This is a genomic window from Shewanella profunda (assembly GCF_023283765.1).
GTDB lineage: Bacteria > Pseudomonadota > Gammaproteobacteria > Enterobacterales > Shewanellaceae > Shewanella > Shewanella profunda.
This window is the reverse complement of record NZ_JAKILG010000037.1, coordinates 1-25,413: the sequence shown is the minus strand read 5'-3', so window position 1 is coordinate 25,413 and position 25,413 is coordinate 1. Positions and strand designations below refer to the sequence as shown.

The window sequence follows — 25,413 nt, the reverse complement described above, 5'->3', positions numbered from 1 at the left end:
ATACTGAAAATGGATACGGTTCAAAGGAGCGAAATTGTACCTGATTGCGGTTTTAATACCAATCAGATTCACTCCTCGTTATATTTATGCCAAAAAATGGCAATTAGCACGAATGATAATTGCCATGAATAAAAATCTAATCAACTGAAATTAATCGGATATTTTCTCTAAACTGACACCTACACCTAAATAAGCCAAAATCACAGGTTGGGCATCGACTTCGAGCTGTTTAGCTTTATTTTTACCAAATACCCACGCGAGCAAAGCACCAACTGTCGCTAATGCTATTGCAAAAAGGTTAGGATTAACCTCAAGAAGATTACCGAAAAACTGCCCTAGAGCAGCACCGATGAACAATCCAAGCAGAGGAATAAGGTATATCAATGCTGCAGCTTTAAGGATAACACTCTCTGGAAGCCCCAGTTTTAACAGCTCACCGGGTTCACAAGCACGCTCACTTTGAATTGAAAATTGCTGTGTTTTCGATGAAAATGCCTGAGCAATCGCCGAAGTACCACAGGATTCACTGCCACTACAACTTTTACAGGTACTCTTAAGCTCTACCTCTACTGTCAACCAACCGTGCTTATCAGAGGTAATCACTCTCGCCACTTCTTCCATCATAGTCAGCGCCCTATTGCAACGTCAGGCTTTTAGCTATGCGAGTTAGGGTCGCTGTGGGAACTTTGCCGACGGCAACAACTTCAGCATTACCCACCTTTTCAGAAACAAGCGATAGGCCGTTACGGGTAATCAACTCCTCCGGTAATGGACTTGTCCCAGCCCTAGCAACGTAAACTGAAATATTGGCAAGCCCATCAGTCAGTGCAATATATTCAACCGCCTCATGGCTACCAATTAAGCGGTGGTGATCTCGGACAACAACAGTAAATCCTGCGGGTAACCAAGAAAATTGCCAATTCTGACCATCTTGACGTTCTGCTTGATCAATAACCGCAGGCCACTCTTGTTTATAGGCTTCCTGTAAAATAGAAGGCGGCTCACTAAACTCGATCAATTCAATCACCATAATCTGCTCAAGTAATTGTTTATCTTGAGTCAGCATGTCGTATCTCAACGGTAGATAAGTGTCCATATCGAGCCAAACTTGAAACCCATAGCGGAACTCATCATTAGGTAACAAACGGATCATTTGCCCTGGACGCCCAGCAATACGTGTACGACCACCCAATACGAACTGGTAGCCGACTTCTAAATCCCCCGTATTGGCAGAAAATGCAGCTGGCCAAACACCCTGAATATGGTTAGATATGATGCTGTAAGCAGGTTGATCGTGCTCAATAAAAGTGACTCGATTACCCACACGCACGGCATTTTTAGGAGGCCCATTAAGGTACTCTAGAAAGGCAACTTCTTGATTATTAACCTTACCATGAATATAAACCAAAGGCCGAATATGATCGGCCTGAAGTTGAATGATTGATGCTTTAAACTCTTTTTCTTTTAAAGCCTGACTCATTTTTTCGAGCCAGACTTTAGCGGGCATATCTTCCTGCGCCATTGCAGGGAACACCAAGGCTAATAAAGCCAACAGGATTAGACGCAAGCTAACTCCTTACTACTGATTGACAGGAACGGGGATAACCTCGTTATTGTCTTCTAGAACTACACCTGTGTTCAATCGTTGTTGCAACATATGATCTTGGATATAAGTATTAATTCTGCGACGTTGCTCATTCATCTGCTCACTAGTATAACCTTGATTCTGTTGTACAGCGCCTGTTTGTAAACTCACTGGCGATGCACTGCCAACTAATGGGCGAGTCATCAACACCGGAGATGGCGATGCCATATCATCAGCGCTTTGATTATAATTTTGTACACCCACAATCGCAAACATCGCAACAGTTGCTGCAATCGCATACTGTCCAAATTGCTTGAATAATGGCACAACACGACTACCACCTGCATTTACCGCGACTTGCGGTGCTACCGGAGAACTGACTTCAGGTGCCGTGATTTGAGGTGCAACAATCGCAGGCTCAAGCTCAATTGCAGCAGCAATGCTAGCGGAAAGATCTAACACAATAGTCTGAGGTAATTCACCCCGCATAGCATCACCTATCATGTGATAGTTATGCCATTTACTATGCGAATGCGTATCGGCAACTAATTCTGCCATGGTATGCGCATCAGTCTCTCCATCGACCGCGGCAGATACCCATTCTTGACCTAATTTATCCATTGTTCACCTGTCTAAATATAAGGGTGTTACTCTTCCAGTAGAGGCTGGAGCTTTTTGTCGATGGCCTCTCGGGCACGGAAGATACGTGATCTTACGGTTCCGACGGGGCAATCCATGACTATGGCAATATCTTCGTAACTCATACCATCTAGTTCACGCAACGAGATAGCCATTCGCAATTCTTCTGGCAGTGTTTCTAAGGTATCGAAGATCACTTTTTTGATTTCATCCGATAACATTAGCCGTTCTGGGGAGGCGAACTCCTTCAGTGCGTCACTGCCTTCATAATATTCGGCATCTTCTGCATCAACATCATTTGCGGGCGCTCTGCGCCCCTGTGATACGAGATAATTTTTCGCAGTGTTTACTGCAATACGGTACAACCAGGTATAAAACGCACTTTCTCCACGAAAGTTTGGCAAAGCTCGATAAGCTTTGATAAACGCTTCCTGTGCTACATCGGCAACGTCTGCTTGATTACGTACGTATCGCGAAATCAAGCTGATAACTTTACTTTGATATTTAAGCACTAACAGGTTAAAAGCGTTTTTATCTCCCCGTTGTACGCGCTCAACTAATTGTTGATCACTTATTTGTCCACTCATCCGAGCCGACTTCTCCCAAATCTAAAATGCTGATTTCTCAGTCGCTCGAATCATATTCACTTATGTAGACTCGCGTGCTTTGAAAAAGTTCTTAAAATTATACAAAAAAAGTAAGGATAAAAGGAAAGTACCCATAATCCGTCAGTTGGTTTACCATAGATGGTACTCTCAGTCACATCATGATACCCGATGAAACAAGTAGTTGAACACCAATCTGACATATTAGTCATAGGTAGCGGTGCCGCAGGTCTGACACTAGCTTTGCATCTTGCTGAAAAAGCGAAAGTAATTCTGCTCTCAAAAGGCCCACTCTCTGAAGGGTCGACCTACTATGCTCAAGGCGGTATCGCTTCCGTCTTCGATGAGGGCGACACTATCGAATCCCATGTGGCTGACACTTTAATTGCTGGTGCAGGCCTGTGCGATAAGGAAGTTGTTACTTTTACCGCTGAAAATGCCAAAAGTGCGATGCAGTGGCTTATCAAATGTGGTGTTGCCTTCGATAAAGAGGAAACCAACGGTGGCAATGCTGCGGATGCACCCTATCACCTCACCCGTGAAGGTGGCCATAGCCACAGACGTATTTTGCATACTGCCGATGCCACTGGTAAGGAAGTACAAACAACCTTACAAGAACGTGCGCTTGCCCATCCTAATATTCAGGTATTAGAACGCTATAACGCCATTGACCTAATTACAACTCGTAAACTAAATCGCCCAGGGAATCGCGTTCTAGGTGCTTACGTGTGGAACCGTAATGAAGAACATGTTGAAACCATTAAAGCCAAATTTATAGCCTTGGCGACTGGCGGCAGCTCTAAGGTTTACCAATATACATCTAACCCCGATGTTGCCAGTGGTGACGGGATTGCCATGGCCTGGCGTGCAGGTTGCCGAGTGGCAAATATGGAGTTTAACCAATTCCACCCAACTTGTTTGTACCACGCCGATGCTCGTAACTTTTTGTTGACTGAAGCGCTTCGCGGAGAGGGGGCCTATTTACGCCGTCCTGACGGTAGCCGTTTTATGCCAGATTTTGATGAACGTGCCGAACTCGCCCCCCGCGATATTGTTGCTCGAGCCATCGATTATGAAATGAAACGTCTAGGGGCTGACTGTGTATATTTAGATATCAGTCACAAAGATGCTGACTTTATTATTAAACATTTCCCAACCATTTATAGCCGTTGTTTAGAACTCGGTATCGATATTACTAAAGATGCGATTCCGGTCGTTCCCGCAGCCCACTATACCTGTGGCGGTGTGATGACAGATTTACATGGCCAAACGGATCTTAATGGTCTTTACGCAATCGGAGAAGTCGCCTATACAGGTCTTCATGGGGCTAACCGCCTTGCGAGTAACTCGCTTCTCGAATGCCTGGTGTTTGCCCGTGCCGCATCCCATGATATTGAAAGCCAATTGCACAAGATCCAATTACCAGGACAAATTCCACCTTGGGATGAGAGTAAAGTCTCTAACTCGGATGAAGAAGTCGTTATCGCCCATAACTGGCACGAACTGCGTCTATTTATGTGGGACTACGTAGGGATTGTACGCTCAGATAAACGCTTAGAGCGGGCACTACGTCGTTGTTTGATGTTACAGCAGGAAATTCAAGAGTATTACAGTAACTTTAGAGTGAGTAATAATTTGTTAGAACTGCGTAACTTAGTACAAGTAGCCGAGCTCATCATTCGCTGTGCAATGGAGCGCAAGGAAAGCCGTGGGCTACATTACAATATTGACCACCCAGAGAAACTCGATTCACCGCATCCTACGATTTTACAACCCGTTAAGTAGGCGGAAATTTGCCGCTTCAGACTTTATAGAAGCTAAATCTCAGAGTGAGATTTAGCTTCTATCGTTTTAGCCTTGAGTAATAAGCGGCATAAATGCCGATAGTCTGCATCATTAAACATATCGGCCCAAAGTAATAGTAAACGAGTCTTATCTTCGACATCGAGATACATCAAACATACAAAGGGCGTAACCCATGTGCGCCTTAATACTCGGAACGGTTCTCCCGTTGATAACCTACCGTCACCTTTACCATTAAGCACAAAGCTTAAACGCCAGTCCTTAAGCCACCACAATTGCCATATCAAAAAGCCAACTGATAGCAAAAAGAATCCCAGCTGCAGCAGAGTCACAACCAAGAATTCAGTATAAGGCCAGATAAGTAATGATGAGGAACAAATGCACATAAAAACGACCAACGAGAGTCGCTGGTCGAAGGAGGCTTTTACGCTAAAACTATGCAGCAGCCCTTCCACGGACTTTAACTACCATGCGAGCTAACTCGGCATCAGGACAGACTTCATGACCCATAAACCACACAAACAACTCGGGATCTTCACACTCTAATAATCGAATAAACGCCGCTTTATCTTCATCGGACAAATCTTGATAAATATTTTCGACGAAAGGTTGAAACAATACATCTAATTCCAGCATTCCACGGCGACATGCCCAACGAACCCGTGCAATATTCATTAATTCCAAGGTATTTCTCCCAAAATAGAGTTCGCATTAGTTTATCAGCTCCTGCGCTAGAGTGTCGATGAGCCAGTCGACATAACACAAAATTAGCACTGTTGAACTTGGGCATCTAAACCTGCAAACAAATCACTAAAATCCGTTTCGAGTAACCGTTTAACCGCAGGATGTTGGATCATACGTTCAGCAAACATAACATGATATTCCTCCTTCACATCATGGGTTTCACCAAGCAGATGCATACCATGGGAAATCACTTCTTGGCGATAAATGGAGGGGGTGACAAATATACCGCGTTTAAGATAGCCAAAAGCCTTCATCATCGCCGCATCATCGAATTCACCGAGGATTTTAACATTGAGATTTTGCTCGTCAAACCATCGGTATAGCTGCTGTCCAAGGGAGGTTTTACGCCCAGGGATCAATAAGCGACCTTGTTCTAAACAAGCAGGAAAATCAGCACTGTAGGTATCGGCAGAAAAAAAACTTACCCCACACTCCCCCAGCTTTTTAGATAAAATCTCTGGGTACTTTAGTGACTCACCAGCACAATCCGATAAGATCATATCCAGTTTATGCTCACGCAACCGCGCCATTAAACTCTCATGTGTCGCCTCGTAACAAGCCAAGTGCATTGAACTATCACTAGGTATAACAGATAACAAAACTCTGCTAACTAAGGCTTTAGATAAGGCATCAGCAATACCCACTTCGAAGAGAATGGCATTGTCTTTTTGATAATTAAGTAAATCGAGCATTTCATAGCTTAAACTAAACATCTTATCCGCATAGCGAAAGACAAGTTCACCTAGCTCTGTCGCCTCAAGGCTGCGCCCCACGCGCTTGAACAAGCTACCATTAAGTCTGTCTTCTAAGGCTCTGATCTGTCCAGTGATGGTTTGTGGGGTCAAACAAAGGGCCTCAGCCGCCTTGGCGACTGAACCCTTTTTCTTGATCATCCAGAAATAATACAGGTGGTTATAATTTAAATGCAGCATTGCCGCCCATTTCCCCTATGGCTAACCGTTATGCCAATGCAGCAACTATGATGACTGAGATAGTTGCCTAGGCTTCACCATAGAACTGACTATGGTATTTGGTAGAGGCTATTTTAAACGTTGGCAATCTAATAAGTTAGCTACGATTCCCTGCAACTGCTCTAAATCGGCCGCCGTGCCAGTGCTTACAGCCTCTGTCACTCCCGACACTAGGCTATTACGGTCAGGAATACGACTCGCACAATAGGTTCGGTTAGCCTCTTGGAACCGCTTACCGCCACGGTATTTAAGTGCTCTAGACTCATAACCATTAGTTTCAAGCCTTGCACCTAATGACTCAGGCTTAAACATCAAGGCGCCATCAACGATACCTTCAAGATAACTTTGACAAGTAAGTGATGTGACATCCTTATTGCAGGCTTCGATTTGCGAAGCCATTGCAGTTGATGATAAGGAGAAAAATACAGCCATTCCCACTAGTTTAATTTTTATCATAGTTATACTCCTTTTTTAGGTAACACTTTCGATAACCAAAAATATCCAACTAATGCCGCAATAATCGAACCCAATAGAGTTCCTAGCCGAGCTAAATCACCGTACATAGGATCGGCTTGCTCAAAGGCCAAGGATGCAATGAACATCGACATAGTAAAACCGATACCACACATAGCCGCCACTGGCGCGATTTGTTTCCATCCGACATTATCGGGTAATTGCGCTAACTTAAGCTTGACTGCGATAAAGCTAAACAACATCACCCCAATGGGCTTACCTAGGACCAAACCTAACGCAATACCTACTGGAACAGGTGAAAGCAAGGTATCTAAGCTCATATTACCTAAAGCTACGCCCGCATTTGCAAAGGCAAACACTGGTAAAATCAGAAAGTTACTCCATGGATGTAAACTGTGTTCTAAGTGCTCAGAGGGTGAACTCCCATCTTTGGCACGCAGTGGAATACAAAAAGCAATGATGACACCAGCCAGAGTGGCATGAACACCGGATTTGAGCACCGCAACCCAAAGAATCAAACCTAAGATCCCGTAGGGTGCTAATGAGGTAATACCTTTACAGTTTAAACCTACAAGACCGACAATCGCTAAACTCGCAATCACTAAACTGATGGTTGATAGATCAGTGCTATAAAACAGCGCAATAATCACAATAACGCCGAGATCATCGATAATTGCGAGCGCCAACAGGAACACTTTGAGTGCAACAGGGACTCTATTACCGAGTAATGCCATAATACCTAACGCAAAAGCGATATCGGTTGCAGCAGGAATCGCCCAACCCGCTTGGGTAACAGGATCACCATAGTTAAATAGCAAATAGACACCCGCAGGAACTAACATTCCGCCAATCGCTGCAAAGGTAGGCAGAGATGCTTGGGCAACACTTGATAATGCTCCCTCTAGCAATTCACGCTTTACCTCTAACCCAATCAGCAGAAAGAACAATGCCATTAGACCATCGTTAATCCAGAGCAATAACGGTTTATGGATATCTAACGCACCAACGCGAACTTGGACATCAGTCCCTAAAAATCCTTGATAAAGCCCTGATAAAGGAGAATTAGCCATCAGCATGGCTAAGGCAACAGCAACCAATAATAGGATACCGCCGGCCGATTCTTGGCTCAGAAAATTTCTAATTGCTTTTTCCATCTTACACTCCGAAAAACCATAATGAATTGAGTGTAGACGAATAGTAACAACTAGTATAATCGTAAGTTTCGACAAAACACCTCGGTTATTCCGAGGTGTTAGCTGAAAAAGTGCACTTAAACGGCGACGGGAGCTTTGATATGGGGGTGAGGTTCGTAATTTGTCAGTTCAAAATCTTCGAATTGATAATCGAAAATAGATTCGGGCTTACGCAGAATCGTCATCAAAGGCAACGGTTTTGGCTCACGACTTAATTGGAGTGCCGTTTGTTCCATATGATTGGAATACAAATGCGTATCACCGCCTGTCCACACAAAATCGCCAAGCGCTAAATCACACTGCTGAGCAACCATCATAGTTAGCAATGCATAACTGGCGATATTAAATGGCAAACCGAGAAAAACATCACAACTGCGCTGATAGAGCTGACAGGATAACTTGCCATCAGCCACATAGAACTGAAAAAAAGCATGGCAAGGCGCTAAAGCCATTTTATCGAGTTCACCAACATTCCAAGCAGAAACAATAAGGCGACGAGAGTCTGGTTGAGATTTAATCTGCGTTATAACTTGTGAAATCTGGTCGATTGAATCACCACGCTGAGTTGGCCAGCTGCGCCACTGGGCGCCATAAACTGGACCTAAATCGCCATTGTCATCGGCCCACTCATCCCAAATACTCACTTTATTATCACGAAGGTAAGCAATGTTAGTCTCACCTTTCAGAAACCACAGTAACTCATGGATAATGGAACGCATGTGGCATTTTTTAGTCGTGACTAAGGGAAACCCTTTGCTTAAATCAAAACGCATTTGGTACCCAAATACTGAACGAGTTCCAGTACCGGTACGATCTGATTTATCCACACCCTCAGCTAAAATGTGCTTCATTAAGTCTAAATACTGTTGCATTACTGCTTACCTTGTGGACGAAAAATTAAATATAAACCGAATAAAATCATTGGCACAGATAGGATCTGTCCCATTGTCATAAAGCCCCAATAAAGCCCCAATTGTGCATCAGGCTGCCTTACCGTTTCTACCACAACACGGAAAATACCGTAGCCTAGTAGGAACATACCCGACACCGCACCGACTTTTGTTGTGCGCTTGCTAAACCAGTAAAGAATGAGGAATAACACGACACCTTCTAGGGCAAACTGGTATAGCTGTGAGGGATGGCGCGGTTCTGCCCCGCCAGAAGGAAATACCATACCCCAAGGTACATCGGTAACGCGTCCCCAAAGTTCACCATTGATAAAGTTACCAATGCGCCCCGCCCCTAAACCAATAGGAACGACAGGTGCAACCATATCCGCCACAGCAAAGAAAGTACGTTTTTGCTTCCAAGCGATATAGATCATAGCGCTAATAACACCAATTAATCCACCATGGAAAGACATCCCACCTTCAGAAATCTTAAACAAATACATAGGACTTGCGAGGAAATAATCAAAATGATAGAAGAGCACGTACCCAATGCGCCCGCCAAAAATCACCCCAAGAAAGCCATAAAAAAGTAAATCTGAGACTTGCTCCCGCGTCCATATCCCTTTTGAGCGATCGGCTTGTCGGTTCAACAACCACATGGCCGCCACAAATCCGACTAGATACGTAAAACCATACCAACGCAGCGCAGGTTCAAAGGTTTGTCCAAAAAGATTAAACGGTCCAAATGATACGATCACCGGATCGATATCGGGAAAACTCAGCGGCATAACACATCCATTAGCAGCCTCAAACAGAGGCAAAAATAAAAACTAGGTCAGAATTAGCTTAAGACCAACACACAGAAGTAACAGTGCAAATATCTTTTTAAGTACAGGTGTTGGCCAGGTGCTCGCCGCTTTTACACCCACTGGCGCCATCAAGACTGAAGTGATCACTAAACCAAACAAGGCGGGTAAATAGATAAAGCCTAAGGTGCCATAGGGCAACTCGGGCGCATTAAAGCCTGCAATGATATACCCTAAACTGCCAGACAAAGAGATCAACAAACCTGTCGCCGCCGAAAAACCAACGGCATAGCGCATCTGCAAACCAAAAAAAGTTAAAAAAGGTACTAACAATACCCCGCCACCAATACCCATCAGCCCTGCAATCATGGCAACTAACGCGGCTACAACGAATAATACTGGCGCGCTGGGTAACTGACGATTCGATTCGGCTTTGAAGGGATAGGCCATCTGAATCGACATTAACACCACAAATATCGCAAATCCCTGCTGCAAAGTGGCAGCGGAAATACGCTCAGCAATAAAACCTGATGTTAATGCCCCAAGAATAATCCCCGGCAGCATAGTCCTAAATAAACCCCAAGGGATATTGCCACGCTTATGATGAGCTCTGGCTGAGGAAATGGATGTCAGAATAATTGCGGCTAATGAAGTGGCGATGGCTATATGGGGCAACTGGGCTGAGCTAATGCCAACAGATGGCAAGATATAAAGTAGCGCTGGCACGACTATCAAACCGCCACCGATACCTAATAACCCCGCCATAAACCCGACAAATGCGCCTAGAGCCAAGCAAATAAAGAACACAGTTAACAAACTATCCACACGAATACCTACAGCGCGATAATATTGAGGCCTTAGCTTAAAGCAAAAAACGAGATTAGTTAATTAAGAATTGTGACTAAACCTTGTTCATTCAAATATTCTTTAACCAACTCACGTACTTGAAAACCATTTGATAAACTTAACGCCTGCGAAAGTAACTGATCTAAATCAGCGCGAGCAACGCGGCGAAGCAAATAGTTTATCCGTGCTAAGCTGCCTTGGTTCATGCTCAATTGATCATATCCCATCGCCACCAGCAAAATAGCGCCCATAGGCTCACCAGCCAGCTCGCCACAAATACTAATATCGAGTTTGTGGTAGAGACAATCGAGGTGAGCTTGATGTAAAGCGCGTAAAATGCCTGGATGGTAACTATCAAATAAAGAACTGACCCGCGGATTATTACGATCAACCGCTAGCAAATATTGGGTAAGATCGTTACTCCCTACAGAAACAAAATCGACCCGTCTAGCCACTTCATCTAATTGATATAGCAACGCAGGTACTTCGAGCATAATGCCAATTCGCGGCATCACTATCTTATTATTGACGTCATGTTTCAGTTCAATATATGCCTGATGCAAATATTCTAAAGCTTGGTCAATCTCATCTAAGTTACTGACCATTGGAAGTAAAATACTTAATTGCTCCCCCTCAGCACCAGCCTGCAGCATCGCCCGTAACTGCACTAAAAAAAGTTCAGGATGATCAAGGGATAAACGGATACCACGCCAACCGAGGAAAGGGTTATCCTCTTTAATCGGGAAATATGGCAGAGGTTTATCCCCTCCCACATCTAAAGTCCGCATCACCACAGGACGACCTGAAGCGGCCAACAAAACTTGCTGATAGACTTTAACTTGCTCGGATTCACTCGGGAAACGCTGTTGCAGCATAAAAGGGATTTCTGTACGAAAAAGCCCTATACCATCGGCTCCTTCTGCAATTTCAGAGGCTACGCCACTGAGTAATCCCGCATTTAAATACAAACGAATACGTGAACCATCTAAGGTTACTGAGGGTAAAGACAATTCTTGCGCATACTGGCGTTGCAATGCTTTTTGCGCTGAAATCAAGCTGCGATATTCGCTTACAACGGCTGGCGATGGTGATACCATCAGTTGCCCACGGCTCGCATTCACAACTAATAGTTTTTGATCTATATCCGCAGACAGTAATTGCTCAACACCCGTAATAGCGGGGACACCAAGAGCACGGGCTAAAATCGCCGCATGGGAATTTACGCCACCAAGCTCAGTCACTATCCCCGCAAGCTTTTGTCTTGGGAATTCGGCCAACATAGTGGCGTCGGCTTCACGGGTCACCAGAATGACGGGCTTATCGGGCTCAAGCTCAAGACGCTCAGGCTCTATTAGCTGACGCAACACCTTTTGACCTAGGTCGCGAATATCACTGGCCCGCTCTTTAAGGTAGGGGTCTTCCATTGCTAAAAACTGCTGGATATAACGCAGAGAAACTCTACTCACTGCAGATTCAGCTTCCCAACCTTGCAATATTTCACGGGCGTATTCCCCGCCTAAGCTGGCATCATCAAGCAGTAATAACAAAGCATTAAAAATGGAGACAACTTCTTCATCTTGCTCACGATCGAAACGTTGGGATAGGGCACCAATAGCTTCCTTACAACGTCCCATTGCAGCAACTAAACGGCTAGATTCAGCTGCAACATCCTCACAGCGCACGTCGGGCTGCTCAAGGGCGATTTCGCCACCAAGCACAAATGCGTGAGCAATGGCGATACCATTAGATGCTGAAGTTCCTTGAAATAAAATCTGTTGGTTATGTGAACTTACCTGAGCTTTTTGCTTTAACCCGCGTATAGCCATTGCAAGCTGGGCGGCAAGCGTCATTAAAAACGCTTCTTCTCCCTCGCTAAACTGACGAGCACTTGCCTGCTGTACCACTATCACACCAACCACAGCTTTCTGATAGATGATAGGTACAGCTAAAAATGCGCGGTATTCTTCTTCAGCAACCTCAGGGAAAAGTTTAAACCTTGGATGAAGCCTAGCATCCGCTAAGTTGACGGCCTCTTCACGCTGGGCTACGAGTCCAACTAACCCCTGTGTCAACGGCATGCGCACACGACCAACGGCACTTTTTTCAAGACCATCGGTTGCAGACAGCACGAGCTCTTGCTCTTCTAGGATATAGATGGAGCAACATTGGGTTTCCATCGCCGCTTTAGTGGATGAAACTAAGACTGCTAATGCGGTTTCTAAACTGTGGGCAGATGCCACAGCCTGCGTAATATCCCTAAGCGTATTTAACACTGTTTTCAATCCTCTTTGAAAATCAGCCCGTCGTTTTTTGCCTTCCCCGCTTCCTCGGAATTTCCTGGGTTTGGAATGACAATGCCGTTACCGCAAACTCTTTCATCACCTTTCGATATACATCACGCTTAAATGAAACGACTTGCCGCACTGGATACCAATAACTTACCCAACGCCAATCGTCAAACTCGGGATGCCCTGAAGAACTTAAGTTAATCGCACTATCTTGGCTTTTCAATTGTAACAGAAACCATTTTTGCTTTTGCCCAATGCATACAGGTTTACTGTCTTGCCTCACTAAACGCTTAGGTAGACGATATCTTAACCAAGAACGAGTCGAGGTTAATATATGCACGTGCTCTGGTTTTAGGCCGACTTCTTCATATAACTCACGGTACATAGCCTCCTCTGCCGACTCACCATCGTCAACACCACCTTGAGGAAATTGCCAAGAATGTTGACCAAAGCGTCTAGCCCACATGACTTGACCATATCTGTTACAAATTATTATGCCCACATTTGCGCGAAAGCCGTCGCTATCAATCACATGGACTCCGAATAAGGATAATTTTAATAATCCGATTGTTTCATAAAGCCAGTCTCTCAGCAAACCTCTATTTTAAGTCGAGCATGGGATAAATTCATCTATAAATATCATTTATCAACAAACAGCTGGGAGCGATCCTAGGGATATCCACATTTTCTGTGGATATCCCTGTTTGAAACTCTCGTGAACTTGTTATAACGTTCAAAAAATATCTGATTTGGTGAGCCTTAATGCTCATTAGGCACAATGAAAAACCATTAAATTTCATAACCATAAAAAATACACTTTAAAATTTCAGGACGAAAAATAATTTAAGGTTAATTTTTAACCTTAAAAGTTAATAGCGACTTCTGACTAAAACAATACCAGTGTTATACACAAGACACTCTAAAAACTGTCCACATTCCGCTAAAAAACGGGTGATTTTAGCATTGACTTGCATTTTTTATTAGGATAAAGGCGTTAACTTTAGGAGTTATCCATAATATCTGTGGATAAGTATGTGGGGAACGTAAGGGAAAGCCGAGAGTAACTTTGAACACTTTAAAGAGCTCTTCTTACTATCAATAATATAATAAATAAAATCATAATCTTAGGCGAAAAATACAATAAATATTCCCACCGCCAATTATCAGCGCATTTTTTAACCACGGTTGCTAAGAGGCTATTTTTAAGTAAAATTCGCCCATGAAAGCAATTATCCCTCCAGAAAATCTCACTGAGTTACTCGAGCGTGCCAATATGATGGCTGGCGTGAGTTTGGCACAAATTGCAACCCATAGGGGGATCCCCGTCCCCAAAGATCTTAAGCGTGATAAAGGTTGGGTTGGTCAACTAATTGAAATGGAATTGGGAGCAACAGCGGGCTCCAAGCCAGAACAAGATTTTTTACATCTAGGTGTAGAACTCAAAACTATCCCCATAAATGCACAGGGACGACCGCTAGAAACCACCTATGTGTGCGTCGCTCCCCTCACGCAAATCGAGGGGTTAACTTGGGAAAACAGTCTAGTTTGCCACAAACTACAGCGAGTTCTTTGGGTTCCCGTAGAAGGAGAAAGACACATACCCATAGGCGATCGTCGCATTGGCACACCAATTTTATGGCAACCGGATCCCAATGAGTTACGTCTATTAAAACAGGATTGGGAAGAAATCATGGAGCTTATTGCTCTAGGAAAGGTGGAAAAACTCACCGCTCGCCATGGCGAAGTATTACAATTGCGCCCTAAAGCAGCCAATAGCCGCTCTCTGACACAAAGCATTGCCGAAAATGGTAGCGTCAAAATGACCAACCCTCGCGGCTTTTATTTAAAGACCACTTTTACAGCCATGATACTAGATAAGGTTTTTGGTTAAATTTTAGTAACGATATGGACTTGTATTGATCCAGATCACAAATTTCACTAGCACTTTGGTACTGATTTTCTATAAACTACGGCATCCTGAAATAATGGTCGTATTCGGATAAAAATCGAGTCGTGAGAGCACGTAGACAAGCGAAAAAACTTCTTTTTGCGATATTAGCTTGGGCTATTGCCATGGCTGCTTTCGTGTTTTTTCGATATGCACAATCACCAGAACTGCCCCAATGGGCGGTAGGCTCAGCCGATCTTGCTACCCTTGCCGTTTATATGGGGATCATCTTTGGCAGCCTGCATTGGATGTCAAATTTAATTGCCGACTTTAGTGCAATCAATCGCCTCCCCTACATATTTTCAGTCATTTTTAAAGGATTGTTCCTATTACTAGGCGCAACGACCTTGGCATATATTACCCAATTCTTAAATATGTGGGCCGTAGAAAACCATATGTCGACCCTAAGACAAATGCTCACAGCACACATTCTATACAGCACATCCTTTCAAGCACTCATTGTTTACCTTGTTGTTGTGCGTGTCAGTTTAGCCTTTGTTGAACAAATGGCGTTATTAGTAGGTCCACGCATTTTGCTCAATATCGGTATGGGTAAATACCATAAGCCACGGTATGAACAGCGTTTATTTCTTTACTTGGATATGGTTGCTTCCACCACACACGCCGAGTCACTTGGTGATTACCGTTTTAGTCGTTTAATCCAAGACAGCTTTAGCCTATTGTCAGAAACTGTGACCAATAATGAAGCCGAAATATATCGTTATATGGGTGATGCAGTCCTTATTCATTGGCCGTTAGAAGAAGGCGTGGTGCATGACCGTTGCATGAATATCTATTTTGAATTTAGCCAGCAGCTTAACTGGCAAAGACGCTACTTTGAGGAACACTACGGTTTTGTTCCTAAGTTTAAGGCTGCCGCCCATTGTGGACAAGTTGTGGCAGCCGTTGTCGGGGTACAGAAACAAGAAATTAGTTTCTTTAGTGATGTGCTCAATACGTTAGCAAGACTACAAGATCAGTGTAATCCCCTAGGACAACGTATGTTAGTGTCAGGGGCTTTAGCAGGACGCTTGGATAATCCAAACAGTGAATATCGCCTAACCAACCTAGGTCCAATCAAGCTAAAAGGAAAACAACACTCGATTGAAGTGTTTGGCGTTTCCCCTCTTTAACATTCATCACTCGTTAATTTGCGTACTTAGTTCCAAACTGACTCGAAAGCGCTATTACTCGACGTCTTTTGTCAGCAGCTTTTGGATCATTAACCCTAAGGCTCGGAAAGTTAAAATACGGCTGGTAGTTTGTCTCCAAACTAATCCTATATCACGATAGGGCGCCTCACCTGGCGGTGCCATTACCACGAGATCGGTATCGTTTAAGATGCCAGCATCAATCGCCATTTGTGGTAAGAAAGTCGTCCCTAATTTACTGTTTACCATCTGTACTAAGGTATGCAAACTGGTTGCTGCAAACGGGTTAACCTTGGCACTATCACCCAACTGACAAGCCGTGATTGCATGGCCTGTAATACAATGTTCACTTTGCAGTAAAAAAATACTCTCATCCGGTAATGTTTGATAATCAATAGGTTGATGAATACCGCCAGCCAAATCCTTATGGATCACCATTTTGAATGGGTCTATCCCAACCTTCATACTGTGGTAACCACTGGTGTCAACGGGCAGGGCAAGGATCAATAAATCTAACTCTCCTTTCCCTAAGGCATCTAATAAACGCTCAGTCGTATCTTCTTTTAACAACAAACTCATCGCGGGATAAGCTTGCTGACATTGGCGCACAACACGGCTCAGTAGAAAGGGGGCAATTGTGGGAATACAGCCTAGACGTATATCCCCTGTCATTGGCTCACCTTGATTTTTAACTAGCTCTACTAAATCATCAACATCAGTGAGGATCTTACGGCAGCGTTGTACCACTTCTTCACCAATGGCAGTAAACATAAATGACTTATGATCACGCTCGATTAATTGATGGCCTAGCTGCTCCTCTAAATTTTGGATCCCACTGGACAGAGTCGACTGGCTCACAAAACACACCTTAGCGGCGCGGTTAAAGTTTTGCTCTTGATGGAGATTCACCAAATAAAATAAATTCTTTAGACTAGGTAAACTTTTCATTTTATCGATTGCCAGTAAGGTTATGAATTAATAAATTAAATCTACTCTAGCATAAATTATCAACAATAACGTGGCATTAGTTATCAAGAGTGTGAGCAGAATCGATATTCAGCAGATTGCGCAACTGCGCACATAGTTCAAATTAGGGTGTTTTGATATTCCGAGATTAAATTTTGCGCTATTTGGCAAGGTTGTACTTCCAAAAACGAGAAACGATATTTAGTTATTCTAAATAAGTGACGAGCAGCGGTAACAAAAAGAGTAAGATCTTACTTCGGGAACGTTTGGCTGGCATTTCTGCTGCGTTATCACCCATTTATGCAGAATAACTACGTGAACCATCCCTTGCATAAAATAGCAACAAACCGCGAGAAAATCCCCCAAAACATCAATACGTCTAGCTTATCCATATAGAAAAACGAACAGTATTATGTGACGATTAGCGCAGCCATCACTTGCTATCGGACTGCGCCAATTGTACAGGCAACGTTACACTTTTGCCTGAAGAAACTGCTTTAGCTGTTGCAGATCGGCACTTGCAAACTCAACAATTTGAGCAACCCAAATACCGTGTTCTACTTCCCAACGTGCTTCTTCACCATGTTGCAGTAATTGGGCAACTTGTTGGATACGCTTCAAACCAACCGAGCCTGCAGCCCCCTTAAACTTATGAGCCTCAGAACACAGGGTATCTTTATCTGCAGCATCGTTAGCCTTTACTAGATTACCCACATATTCAGGCATTAGTTGCTCAAATAATACAACACTCTTCAAGAGGGTAGCGGCACCAATAGCACTACAGTACTGTTCCAGAGTATTGAGATCTAGGATTGCTTCTAATTCAACTGTGGCCATCTAGGCCTCCCTTAAGTAGTTCAATGCGTAAATCAAATTGAGGACATGATACCCACTAAAATTGGCAGTGCAACCTATAGCAGTATTTGATATCCAAAAACAAATTTATTTTCAAAAAATCAACCACTTGAAATCAACACTATCTTATTTCCATCACGATAGATAGCATTTGAACTGTGGCTACTTCGCTACTATCGTCCCTCTAATGCTTGCCCTTGTCCACCATAAAGCGCCAAATTATCGACAATCGCCACTAATCCATCCCAACGATAAGCACACCAATCAGGTGCAAGCAATATTGGTTTTTTAGCATAGGCGGTAACTCGATGGAAAATAACTTCTTTTGGTGTGTGACGAATGAGTTCACCCACACTTGCAGCATAATCTTCAAGTTGCAACAAAGGTAAGCGTCCACTTCGCCAAGCCTTGGCCATAGTGCTACCTTCAACAATATGCAGTGGATGCAATTTAAGTCCATCAACACCATGATTAAGAACAGCTTTTAGTGTTGCCATATAGTCATTATGAGTTTCATTAGGTAAACCAAGAATAAGATGAGTACACACCTTCAACCCCCGGCTCCTTGCCCTTAGGACAGTATCACAATAACAAGCAAAATCATGGCCGCGATTAATCTTTGTTAGTGTTGTATCGTTCGCAGTCTGCAGCCCGAGCTCTAACCAAACATCGACGCCCTTTTCTTGGTAACTTACCAGTAAATCAAGTACATTGTCTGGCACACAATCGGGACGAGTTCCTACACACAAACCCACTATTTCTCCATCTCTAACCGCCTCATCGTACTTGGTCATCAACACTTGATATTCATCATAAGTGCTAGTGTAAGCCTGAAAATATGCAATAAATTTATCAGCATTAACTTCTGGCCTTGCCTCACGATAACGCATTTTTCCTTGCTTGAGTTGCTCAGTAATACTCTGTTCTTCCTGCGTTTGATGACTAAATGATGCCACGTTACAGAAAGTACATCCCCCTCGGCCAACCGTCCCATCACGATTAGGGCAAGTGAACTTTGCGTCTATTGTAAGTTTGCGTAATCTCGCACCGTATTTAGCCTTACAGACTGCGCCGAATGTGTTGACGTATGCATTAAGCCCCATTAAAGCACCAGCCGAATGTGATATTGCTTCATTTAAAATAACCAGGATAAAGTTTCTGCTAGAAAAAAAGTGATTGAATAGAAGAAAAAGCTTATTGTAAACAAAGAAGAAACGTATTTCTTCGTCATAAATCAAACTCCAAATAGATAGTCAAAACTATCATCAAAAATGTGCACTTCCTCCTGCATTTAACTTACATTTAGCGATATAGCTCACAAATAAACAGAATAATAATTCACTTCTTATAAATTTTTATTTTGACACTGTATTTGCAATAAAAATCACTATCTGTAAATCAAAAACAATCCCACTCCATGTTACATTTTAGTAAATCATGAGTTTTAACCTTTTTAAAATTCTTTTTATTCATAATGTTATACAGCACTTTCACCAGTTGACGTTAACGTAATGTTATTATGCTTTGTGTATCAAATATGAATTAATACCCATATTTTATGCAAATTTTTGGTTTGACCTTTAGTGAATCTCAGGCTAATTTGGGTGGTTCGGGTGCATATATAGAAAGTCTTTACATTTTCTCCCCGAGAAGTAATTTAGTTGAGGTCTAGAGAGGTTTTTTGTATGAGCTTATATCATCCCAGTTTTGAGCGGGACAATTGTGGTTTTGGGTTGATAGCACAAATGGATGGCGAAGCCAGCCACCGTATTGTGCGCACGGCTATTCATGGCCTCGATCGAATGAAACATCGTGGCGGTATCGCCTCCGACGGTCGCACTGGCGATGGTTGTGGTCTTTTAATGCAACTGCCCGTACAGTTTTTTGAAGCCATTGCATCGGAAAATGACTGGCACCTAAGCCGAAAATTTGCCGTGGGTATGCTGTTTTTAAGCCAAAATGAAGAACTGGCAGACCAAGCTAAGTTTATCCTTGAGCGCGAACTCGAGCGCGAAACCTTAAGTATTGCAGGTTGGCGCAAAGTGCCAGTCAATCCCGACGTATTAGGTGAAATCGGCAAGGCTAGCCTGCCGCAGATTTATCAGGTGCTGATCAACGCCCCTATCGGTTGGCGTGAAAAAGATCTCGAACGTCGCCTATATATGGCGCGCCGCCGTTTAGAACAACAAATTACCGATGATAAAGATTTCTATGTCGCGAGTTTGTCTGGCCAAGTCATTGTCTACAAAGGCCTGATGATGCCGGTGGACTTGCCAGCCTTTTATCCTGATTTGGCGGACATTCGCTTAAAAAGTTCTATCTGCTTATTTCACCAGCGTTTCTCAACCAATACCTCCCCTAAATGGCCATTAGCTCAGCCGTTTAGGTATTTAGCACATAATGGTGAAATCAATACCATTACGGGTAACCGTCAATGGGCTCGCGCCCGTGCCTATAAGTTTAACTCGCCACTACTGCCGGATTTACAACAAGCAGCGCCTTTTGTGAATGAAACGGGCTCAGACTCTTCATCCTTAGATAACATGTTAGAAATGCTGCTATCCGGCGGTATGGACTTATACCGTGCCATGCGACTGTTGATCCCGCCTGCATGGCAGAGTAATCCAGAAATGGATGACGAGTTAAAAGCCTTCTACGACTTCAACTCCATGCATATGGAACCTTGGGATGGCCCAGCAGGTATTGTAATGACTAACGGTCGCCACGCCGCCTGCGCAGTTGACCGTAACGGTCTGCGCCCATCGCGCTATGTGATCACTAAGGATCGGATTTTGACCCTAGCCTCCGAAGTCGGTATTTGGGATTATGCCGCCGATGAAGTGATCGAAAAAGGCCGAGTCGGACCGGGTGAGCTATTGGTATTAGATACTTTAAACGGCCGTCTATATCAATCCTTTGAGATCGATAACGATCTTAAGCGCCGTCACCCCTACAAAGAGTGGATGGCGAAAAACAGTCGTACATTAATTCCCGCCGAAAAGCTCGCGACAGAGCAACATGGCGCTAGCGAATTAAGTCCAGAACAATTGCTGCAATATCAAAAGCAATTTGGTTATACCCGCGAAGAGCTAGAACAAGTTATTTGGGTATTAGCAAAACAAGGTGAAGAAGCCACAGGTTCAATGGGTGATGATACACCGATGGCAGTATTGTCGAAAAAGTCACGTTCGCTGTATGACTATTTCCGACAGAAATTCGCTCAAGTGACTAACCCCCCCATCGATCCACTGCGCGAAAAACACGTGATGTCATTAGCGACCTGTATTGGTCGCGAACAAAACTTATTTAATGAAACTACGGGTCATGCCTACCGCGTGATGTTCAATTCACCGATTTTATTATTCAGTGATTTTAATCAGTTACTAGGATTAGATAGCACTTACTATCGCGCTAATATCGTCGATTTAAATTACGCCCCCCAAGAAGGGCTAGAAAATGCCATTCGCCGTATTACAGCCGAAGCTGAGCGTTTAGCCCGTAGTGGAACGACATTACTTATATTATCCGATCGTGCTGTTGATAAATCCGCACAAGTCATCCCTGCAGCCATGGCCGTCGGGTCAGTACAGCAAATGCTGGTTAATAAAAGCCTACGCTGCGATACCAACATCATTGTTGAAACCGCATCGGCGCGAGATCCACATCACTTTGCAGTACTAATCGGTTTTGGTGCAACAGCCATTTATCCATACCTAGTGTACGAATCAATCTCCGATCTTGCGAAACGCCATGGTTTAACCGATACGATTGCATTAATGCTGAATTTCCGTTACGGCATTGAAAAAGGTCTGCGTAAGATCATGTCAAAAATGGGCATCAGCACTGTTGGCTCTTACCGTTGTAGCCAACAGTTTGAAGCGATAGGTATCGCCAGCGAAGTGATTGAACAGTGCTTTAAGGGCGTGATCAGCCGCATTGAGGGTGCAGGCTTTGCTGAAATCGCCCAAGACCAAGCTATTTTGCATAAAGCGGCCTACCGTGCCCATGTGCCATTACCTCAAGGTGGTTTACTTAAATATGTTGAAGGCGGTGAATATCACTGCTTTAACCCAGATGTAGTCAACACCTTGCAAGCTTCTTTAATTGATAAAAGCTTTGCGACCTATAAAAAGTTTGCTGAGTTAGTCGACAATCGCCCTATCGCGACACTACGCGACCTCATCGGCATTAAAGGTACGCAAACGGCAATTGATATCGCCGATGTAGAAGCTGCATCAGGTCTATATTCACGTTTTGACAGTGCGGCCATGAGTATCGGCGCCCTGAGCCCTGAAGCCCACGAAGCCCTCTCCATTGCGATGAACCGCTTAGGCGGCCGTTCAAATTCAGGAGAAGGTGGTGAGGATGCACGTCGTTTTAATACTGAACGAAATTCTGCGATTAAACAGATTGCCTCGGCGCGCTTTGGCGTTACAGCGCACTACTTAGTTAACGCCGATGTACTGCAAATTAAAGTCGCCCAAGGGGCAAAACCCGGTGAAGGCGGCCAGTTACCCGGCCATAAAGTCAGTGTGGAAATCGCTGGACTGCGTCACGCACGTCCAGGTGTAACCTTGATTTCACCGCCACCGCACCATGACATTTACTCTATCGAAGATTTAGCCCAGCTGATTTTCGATTTGAAGCAAATTAACACCAAAGCGCTGATTTCAGTGAAACTCGTGTCAGAACCTGGTGTAGGCACTATCGCCACCGGCGTGGCAAAAGCCTATGCCGATATGATCACTATTTCAGGTTACGACGGCGGCACAGGTGCCAGCCCAATCACCTCAGTAAAATATGCGGGTAGCCCGTGGGAACTAGGGTTAGCCGAAGTGCACCAATCTCTGGTCGAAAACGGTCTACGTCATAAAATTCGTCTGCAAGTCGATGGCGGTTTAAAAACGGGGACAGATGTCATTAAAGCCGCGCTCTTAGGTGCTGAGAGCTTTGGTTTTGGTACTGTGCCCATGATTGCCCTTGGTTGTAAATACCTGCGTATTTGCCACTTGAACAACTGCGCGACGGGCGTTGCGACTCAAGACAAAAACCTGCGTGACAACCATTACCATGGTCTGCCAGAGCGAGTGATGACTTACTTTGAGTTTGTGGCAGAGGAAGTGCGTGAATGGATGGCGACCTTAGGGGTGAGCAAGTTTGAAGACTTAGTCGGTCGCAGCGAATGGTTGCATACCCTTGAAGGGCAAACGGCAAAACAACAGGGCCTCGATTTATCGCCCATCCTGTATCAACCCAAGGTACCCGCCACGTCGGCCCGAACTTGGAAAGAAACCAATCCCCCTGCGGATTTGGGATTGCTTAATCAACACCTATTGAACGAGTGCCAAAGCGCCGTCGATAAAGGCGAATGTTTCGATGCCGCTTATAGCATCAACAACACAGACCGCTCCGTTGGCGCGACGTTATCTGGCTATATCGCGAGCACGCTTGGCGTAAAAGGCACGAAAGCACCAATCAAACTGAGCTTTAACGGCAGTGCAGGCCAAAGCTTTGGCGTATGGAACAGCCCAGGTCTTGAGCTAAAACTCTGCGGCGATGCCAACGACTATGTCGGTAAAGGCATGTCTGGCGGGCAGATAGTAATTTATCCGCCAATTGGCAGCCCGTTCCAGAGTGAGCGCAGCGCCATCGTGGGTAACACTTGTCTTTATGGCGCGACAGGCGGTAAGTTCTTCGCCGCAGGTCAAGCTGGCGAGCGTTTTGCGGTACGTAACTCAGGGGCGATTGCTGTGGTTGAAGGGCTTGGCGATAACGGCTGTGAATATATGACCAGCGGTATCGTCGTCGTCCTTGGTAAAACTGGGGTGAACTTCGGCGCAGGTATGACGGGTGGCTTTGCCTATGTGTTCGATCAATTTGGCCGCTTCAATCGTCGTGTGAATACTGAGCTCGTCGATACTCAAAAACTCGAATCCCCTATCCATCAACAACATTTGAAGGGTCTGATTGAAACCCATGTCGCCGAAACAGGCAGTGAGCATGCCAAGATGATCTTAAGTGATTTTGCTAACTGGTTAGATTGCTTCGTATTAGTGAAACCTAAAAATATTGCCGTGGCCGATCTGCTCAAGTTAGAGCAATCGAGCCCTGAATTAGTTGTAAAAGCGGGGTAATGGCGCATGAGTAACGATTTTCAATTTATTGAAGTGGGTCGTAAAGACCCCGCTAAACACCCTGCGGCAAAACGTGCGACTCAGTTTATTGAGATTTATCAGCCTTTTGCTCAGCCTCAAGTGGCAGAGCAAGCGGATCGCTGTTTGGATTGCGGTAATCCTTATTGTGAGTGGAAATGTCCACTACACAATTATATTCCCAACTGGCTAAAGCTGGCGGAGCAAGGTCGCATTATGGAAGCGGCGGATTTAGTGCATGAAACCAACACTCTGCCCGAAATCTGCGGCCGCGTTTGCCCGCAGGACAGACTCTGCGAAGGCGCTTGCACCCTGAACGACGAGTTTGGTGCTGTGACTATCGGTAATGTCGAAAAATACATTACCGACACCGCGATCGCTCAAGGCTGGCGCCCCGATATGAGCAAAGTAACACCGCGCGCTGAACGCGTGGCGATTGTCGGTGCAGGTCCTGCGGGTTTAGGCTGCGCGGATATTCTGTCTCGCAACGGTGTTAAAGCCGTCGTCTTTGATAAATATCCACAAATTGGTGGACTACTCACCTACGGTATTCCCTCTTTTAAACTCGACAAGGCCGTCATGGCGACCCGCCGTAGTGTATTAGAAGGCATGGGCATTGAGTTCAAACTCGGCGTCACTGTGGGCAAGGACGTCCCATTCACTAAACTACTCGAAGAGTACGATGCCGTATTCCTCGGTATGGGCACCTATACCGCAATGAAAGCGGGTCTTGAGGGTGAAGATGCGCAAGGCGTATACCAAGCCCTGCCCTATTTGATTGGTAACACCCATCACTTAATGGGCACTCAAGATGCGCAAACGCCCTACCTGAATCTTGAAGGTAAACGTGTTGTGGTATTAGGCGGTGGTGATACCGCGATGGATTGTGTACGCACCGCAGTCAGGCAAGGTGCCGGCAGCGTAGTGTGCGCTTACCGCCGTGACGAAGCCAACATGCCAGGCTCACGCCGCGAAGTGCAAAATGCGCGCGAGGAAGGGGTTCACTTCCTGTTTAACCGTCAACCTGTGGCGATTAAAACCCAAGATGGCAAAGTGATCGGGATTGAATGCATCGAAACCGCCATGGGTAAAGCCGATGCGAGCGGTCGTCAACGCGCCGAAGCGATTGCCGGTAGCGAACAATTGCTCGAAGCCGATGCGATTATTATTGCCTTTGGTTTCCAACCTAGCCCTGCGCCTTGGTTTGCCGAACACGGTATCGAGCTCGATCAATGGGGCCGAGTCAAAGCGAGTAAGTTAGCCGATAATCCATTCCAAACCACCAATCCGAAAGTGTTTGCCGGTGGTGATATGGTGCGTGGCTCTGACTTAGTAGTGACTGCCATTGCTGAAGGTCGTGATGCTGCACAAGGTATTCTTAACTACTTAACCTGAGATCGGTTTAACAAGCCATAACTGCAATAGCATTAAACTCTGCGTTAGTGATGTTCAGTTGTGGCTTATTGTCTTTCAATTGATAGGCGATAAGTCCCGCAA

Annotated in this window: 22 protein-coding genes and 1 pseudogene; 5 read left to right on the top strand and 18 right to left on the bottom strand. The window is 44.7% G+C overall.

Annotation, left to right across the window (positions count from 1 at the left end; genetic code table 11):
• Window positions 1-150: 150 nt before the first annotated feature.
• From L2744_RS15775 to rpoE, 4 genes are read right to left on the bottom strand one after another with little or no spacing between them, the layout of a single operon-like run.
• Entirely contained in the window at window positions 151-624 is a 474-nt protein-coding gene (locus tag L2744_RS15775; RefSeq protein WP_248992820.1) for a SoxR reducing system RseC family protein, read from the bottom strand.
• Window positions 625-634: 10 nt separating this feature from the next.
• The gene (locus tag L2744_RS15770) at window positions 635-1,567 is read right to left on the bottom strand and encodes a MucB/RseB family sigma factor regulatory protein (RefSeq protein ID WP_248992819.1); all 933 of its coding nucleotides are present in this window, start codon (window positions 1,565-1,567) and stop codon (window positions 635-637) included.
• 12 nt (window positions 1,568-1,579) lie between these two features.
• Window positions 1,580-2,206: a sigma-E factor negative regulatory protein gene (locus L2744_RS15765; RefSeq protein WP_248992818.1), complete on the bottom strand. Its 627-nt coding sequence runs from the start codon at window positions 2,204-2,206 to the stop codon at window positions 1,580-1,582.
• Between the two features lie 26 nt (window positions 2,207-2,232).
• On the bottom strand, window positions 2,233-2,811 hold the full coding sequence (rpoE, locus tag L2744_RS15760) for an RNA polymerase sigma factor RpoE (protein ID WP_011790280.1): 579 nt from the start codon (window positions 2,809-2,811) through the stop codon (window positions 2,233-2,235).
• A gap of 189 nt (window positions 2,812-3,000) precedes the next feature.
• Here rpoE and nadB point away from each other — a divergent pair, with 189 nt between their 5' ends.
• Window positions 3,001-4,614, top strand: a complete 1,614-nt coding sequence (nadB, locus tag L2744_RS15755; RefSeq protein ID WP_248992817.1) for an L-aspartate oxidase — start codon at window positions 3,001-3,003, stop codon at window positions 4,612-4,614.
• A gap of 32 nt (window positions 4,615-4,646) precedes the next feature.
• On the opposite strand, the gene L2744_RS15750 is transcribed toward nadB, so the two are convergent.
• From L2744_RS15750 to rppH, 10 genes are all read right to left on the bottom strand, one after another.
• Window positions 4,647-5,087 carry a protein YgfX gene (locus L2744_RS15750; RefSeq protein WP_248992816.1) on the bottom strand — a complete coding sequence of 147 codons (441 nt, stop codon included), beginning with the start codon at window positions 5,085-5,087 and terminating at the stop codon, window positions 4,647-4,649.
• Entirely contained in the window at window positions 5,068-5,316 is a 249-nt protein-coding gene (locus tag L2744_RS15745) for an FAD assembly factor SdhE (protein WP_248992815.1), read from the bottom strand. The genes L2744_RS15750 and L2744_RS15745 overlap by 20 nt, the downstream gene beginning before the upstream one ends.
• 83 nt (window positions 5,317-5,399) lie before the next feature.
• Window positions 5,400-6,308 carry a transcriptional activator NhaR gene (gene nhaR, locus L2744_RS15740; protein WP_248992814.1) on the bottom strand — a complete coding sequence of 303 codons (909 nt, stop codon included), beginning with the start codon at window positions 6,306-6,308 and terminating at the stop codon, window positions 5,400-5,402.
• Window positions 6,309-6,416: 108 nt separating this feature from the next.
• Entirely contained in the window at window positions 6,417-6,803 is a 387-nt protein-coding gene (locus tag L2744_RS15735) for a hypothetical protein (RefSeq protein WP_248992813.1), read from the bottom strand.
• A 2-nt stretch (window positions 6,804-6,805) separates the two neighbouring features.
• Window positions 6,806-7,975: a Na+/H+ antiporter NhaA gene (nhaA, locus tag L2744_RS15730; protein ID WP_248992812.1), complete on the bottom strand. Its 1,170-nt coding sequence runs from the start codon at window positions 7,973-7,975 to the stop codon at window positions 6,806-6,808.
• Between the two features lie 116 nt (window positions 7,976-8,091).
• Window positions 8,092-8,886, bottom strand: a complete 795-nt coding sequence (gene thyA, locus L2744_RS15725) for a thymidylate synthase (RefSeq protein WP_248992811.1) — start codon at window positions 8,884-8,886, stop codon at window positions 8,092-8,094.
• The gene (gene lgt / locus L2744_RS15720) at window positions 8,886-9,692 is read right to left on the bottom strand and encodes a prolipoprotein diacylglyceryl transferase (RefSeq protein ID WP_248992810.1); all 807 of its coding nucleotides are present in this window, start codon (window positions 9,690-9,692) and stop codon (window positions 8,886-8,888) included. The genes thyA and lgt overlap by 1 nt, the downstream gene beginning before the upstream one ends.
• Window positions 9,693-9,734: 42 nt before the next feature.
• On the bottom strand, window positions 9,735-10,535 hold the full coding sequence (locus L2744_RS15715) for a sulfite exporter TauE/SafE family protein (protein WP_248992809.1): 801 nt from the start codon (window positions 10,533-10,535) through the stop codon (window positions 9,735-9,737).
• A 59-nt stretch (window positions 10,536-10,594) separates the two neighbouring features.
• The gene (gene ptsP / locus L2744_RS15710) at window positions 10,595-12,829 is read right to left on the bottom strand and encodes a phosphoenolpyruvate--protein phosphotransferase (protein ID WP_248992808.1); all 2,235 of its coding nucleotides are present in this window, start codon (window positions 12,827-12,829) and stop codon (window positions 10,595-10,597) included.
• A 22-nt stretch (window positions 12,830-12,851) separates the two neighbouring features.
• Window positions 12,852-13,376, bottom strand: a complete 525-nt coding sequence (gene rppH / locus L2744_RS15705) for an RNA pyrophosphohydrolase (protein ID WP_248992807.1) — start codon at window positions 13,374-13,376, stop codon at window positions 12,852-12,854.
• Window positions 13,377-14,063: 687 nt separating this feature from the next.
• Here rppH and mutH point away from each other — a divergent pair.
• The gene (mutH, locus tag L2744_RS15700; RefSeq protein WP_248992806.1) at window positions 14,064-14,735 is read left to right on the top strand and encodes a DNA mismatch repair endonuclease MutH; all 672 of its coding nucleotides are present in this window, start codon (window positions 14,064-14,066) and stop codon (window positions 14,733-14,735) included.
• Between the two features lie 122 nt (window positions 14,736-14,857).
• Window positions 14,858-15,925, top strand: coding sequence for an adenylate/guanylate cyclase domain-containing protein (locus tag L2744_RS15695; protein ID WP_248992805.1), 1,068 nt, complete (start codon window positions 14,858-14,860; stop codon window positions 15,923-15,925).
• A 54-nt stretch (window positions 15,926-15,979) separates the two neighbouring features.
• Here the strand turns inward: L2744_RS15695 and oxyR are convergent, their stop codons facing one another.
• The 3 genes from oxyR to mnmL all read right to left on the bottom strand — a co-directional run bounded on the left by oxyR (window position 15,980) and on the right by mnmL (window position 18,867).
• Window positions 15,980-16,891 carry a hydrogen peroxide-inducible genes transcriptional activator OxyR gene (gene oxyR / locus L2744_RS15690; protein ID WP_248992804.1) on the bottom strand — a complete coding sequence of 304 codons (912 nt, stop codon included), beginning with the start codon at window positions 16,889-16,891 and terminating at the stop codon, window positions 15,980-15,982.
• 489 nt (window positions 16,892-17,380) lie between these two features.
• Window positions 17,381-17,746 carry an Hpt domain-containing protein gene (locus L2744_RS15685; protein WP_248992803.1) on the bottom strand — a complete coding sequence of 122 codons (366 nt, stop codon included), beginning with the start codon at window positions 17,744-17,746 and terminating at the stop codon, window positions 17,381-17,383.
• A 191-nt stretch (window positions 17,747-17,937) separates the two neighbouring features.
• On the bottom strand, window positions 17,938-18,867 hold the full coding sequence (gene mnmL / locus L2744_RS15680; RefSeq protein WP_248992802.1) for a tRNA modification radical SAM protein MnmL/YtqA: 930 nt from the start codon (window positions 18,865-18,867) through the stop codon (window positions 17,938-17,940).
• 582 nt (window positions 18,868-19,449) lie between these two features.
• Here mnmL and gltB point away from each other — a divergent pair.
• Together gltB and L2744_RS15670 are read left to right on the top strand one after the other, a co-directional pair.
• Window positions 19,450-23,898: a glutamate synthase large subunit gene (gltB, locus tag L2744_RS15675; protein ID WP_248992801.1), complete on the top strand. Its 4,449-nt coding sequence runs from the start codon at window positions 19,450-19,452 to the stop codon at window positions 23,896-23,898.
• Between the two features lie 6 nt (window positions 23,899-23,904).
• Window positions 23,905-25,311 (top strand): glutamate synthase small subunit GltD family protein, encoded by a 1,407-nt coding sequence (locus tag L2744_RS15670; RefSeq protein ID WP_248992800.1) that lies wholly within the window; start codon window positions 23,905-23,907, stop codon window positions 25,309-25,311.
• 7 nt (window positions 25,312-25,318) lie between these two features.
• Here L2744_RS15670 and L2744_RS15665 read toward each other — a convergent pair.
• A pseudogene (locus L2744_RS15665) lies at window positions 25,319-25,413 on the bottom strand (IS982 family transposase); the annotation flags it as partial.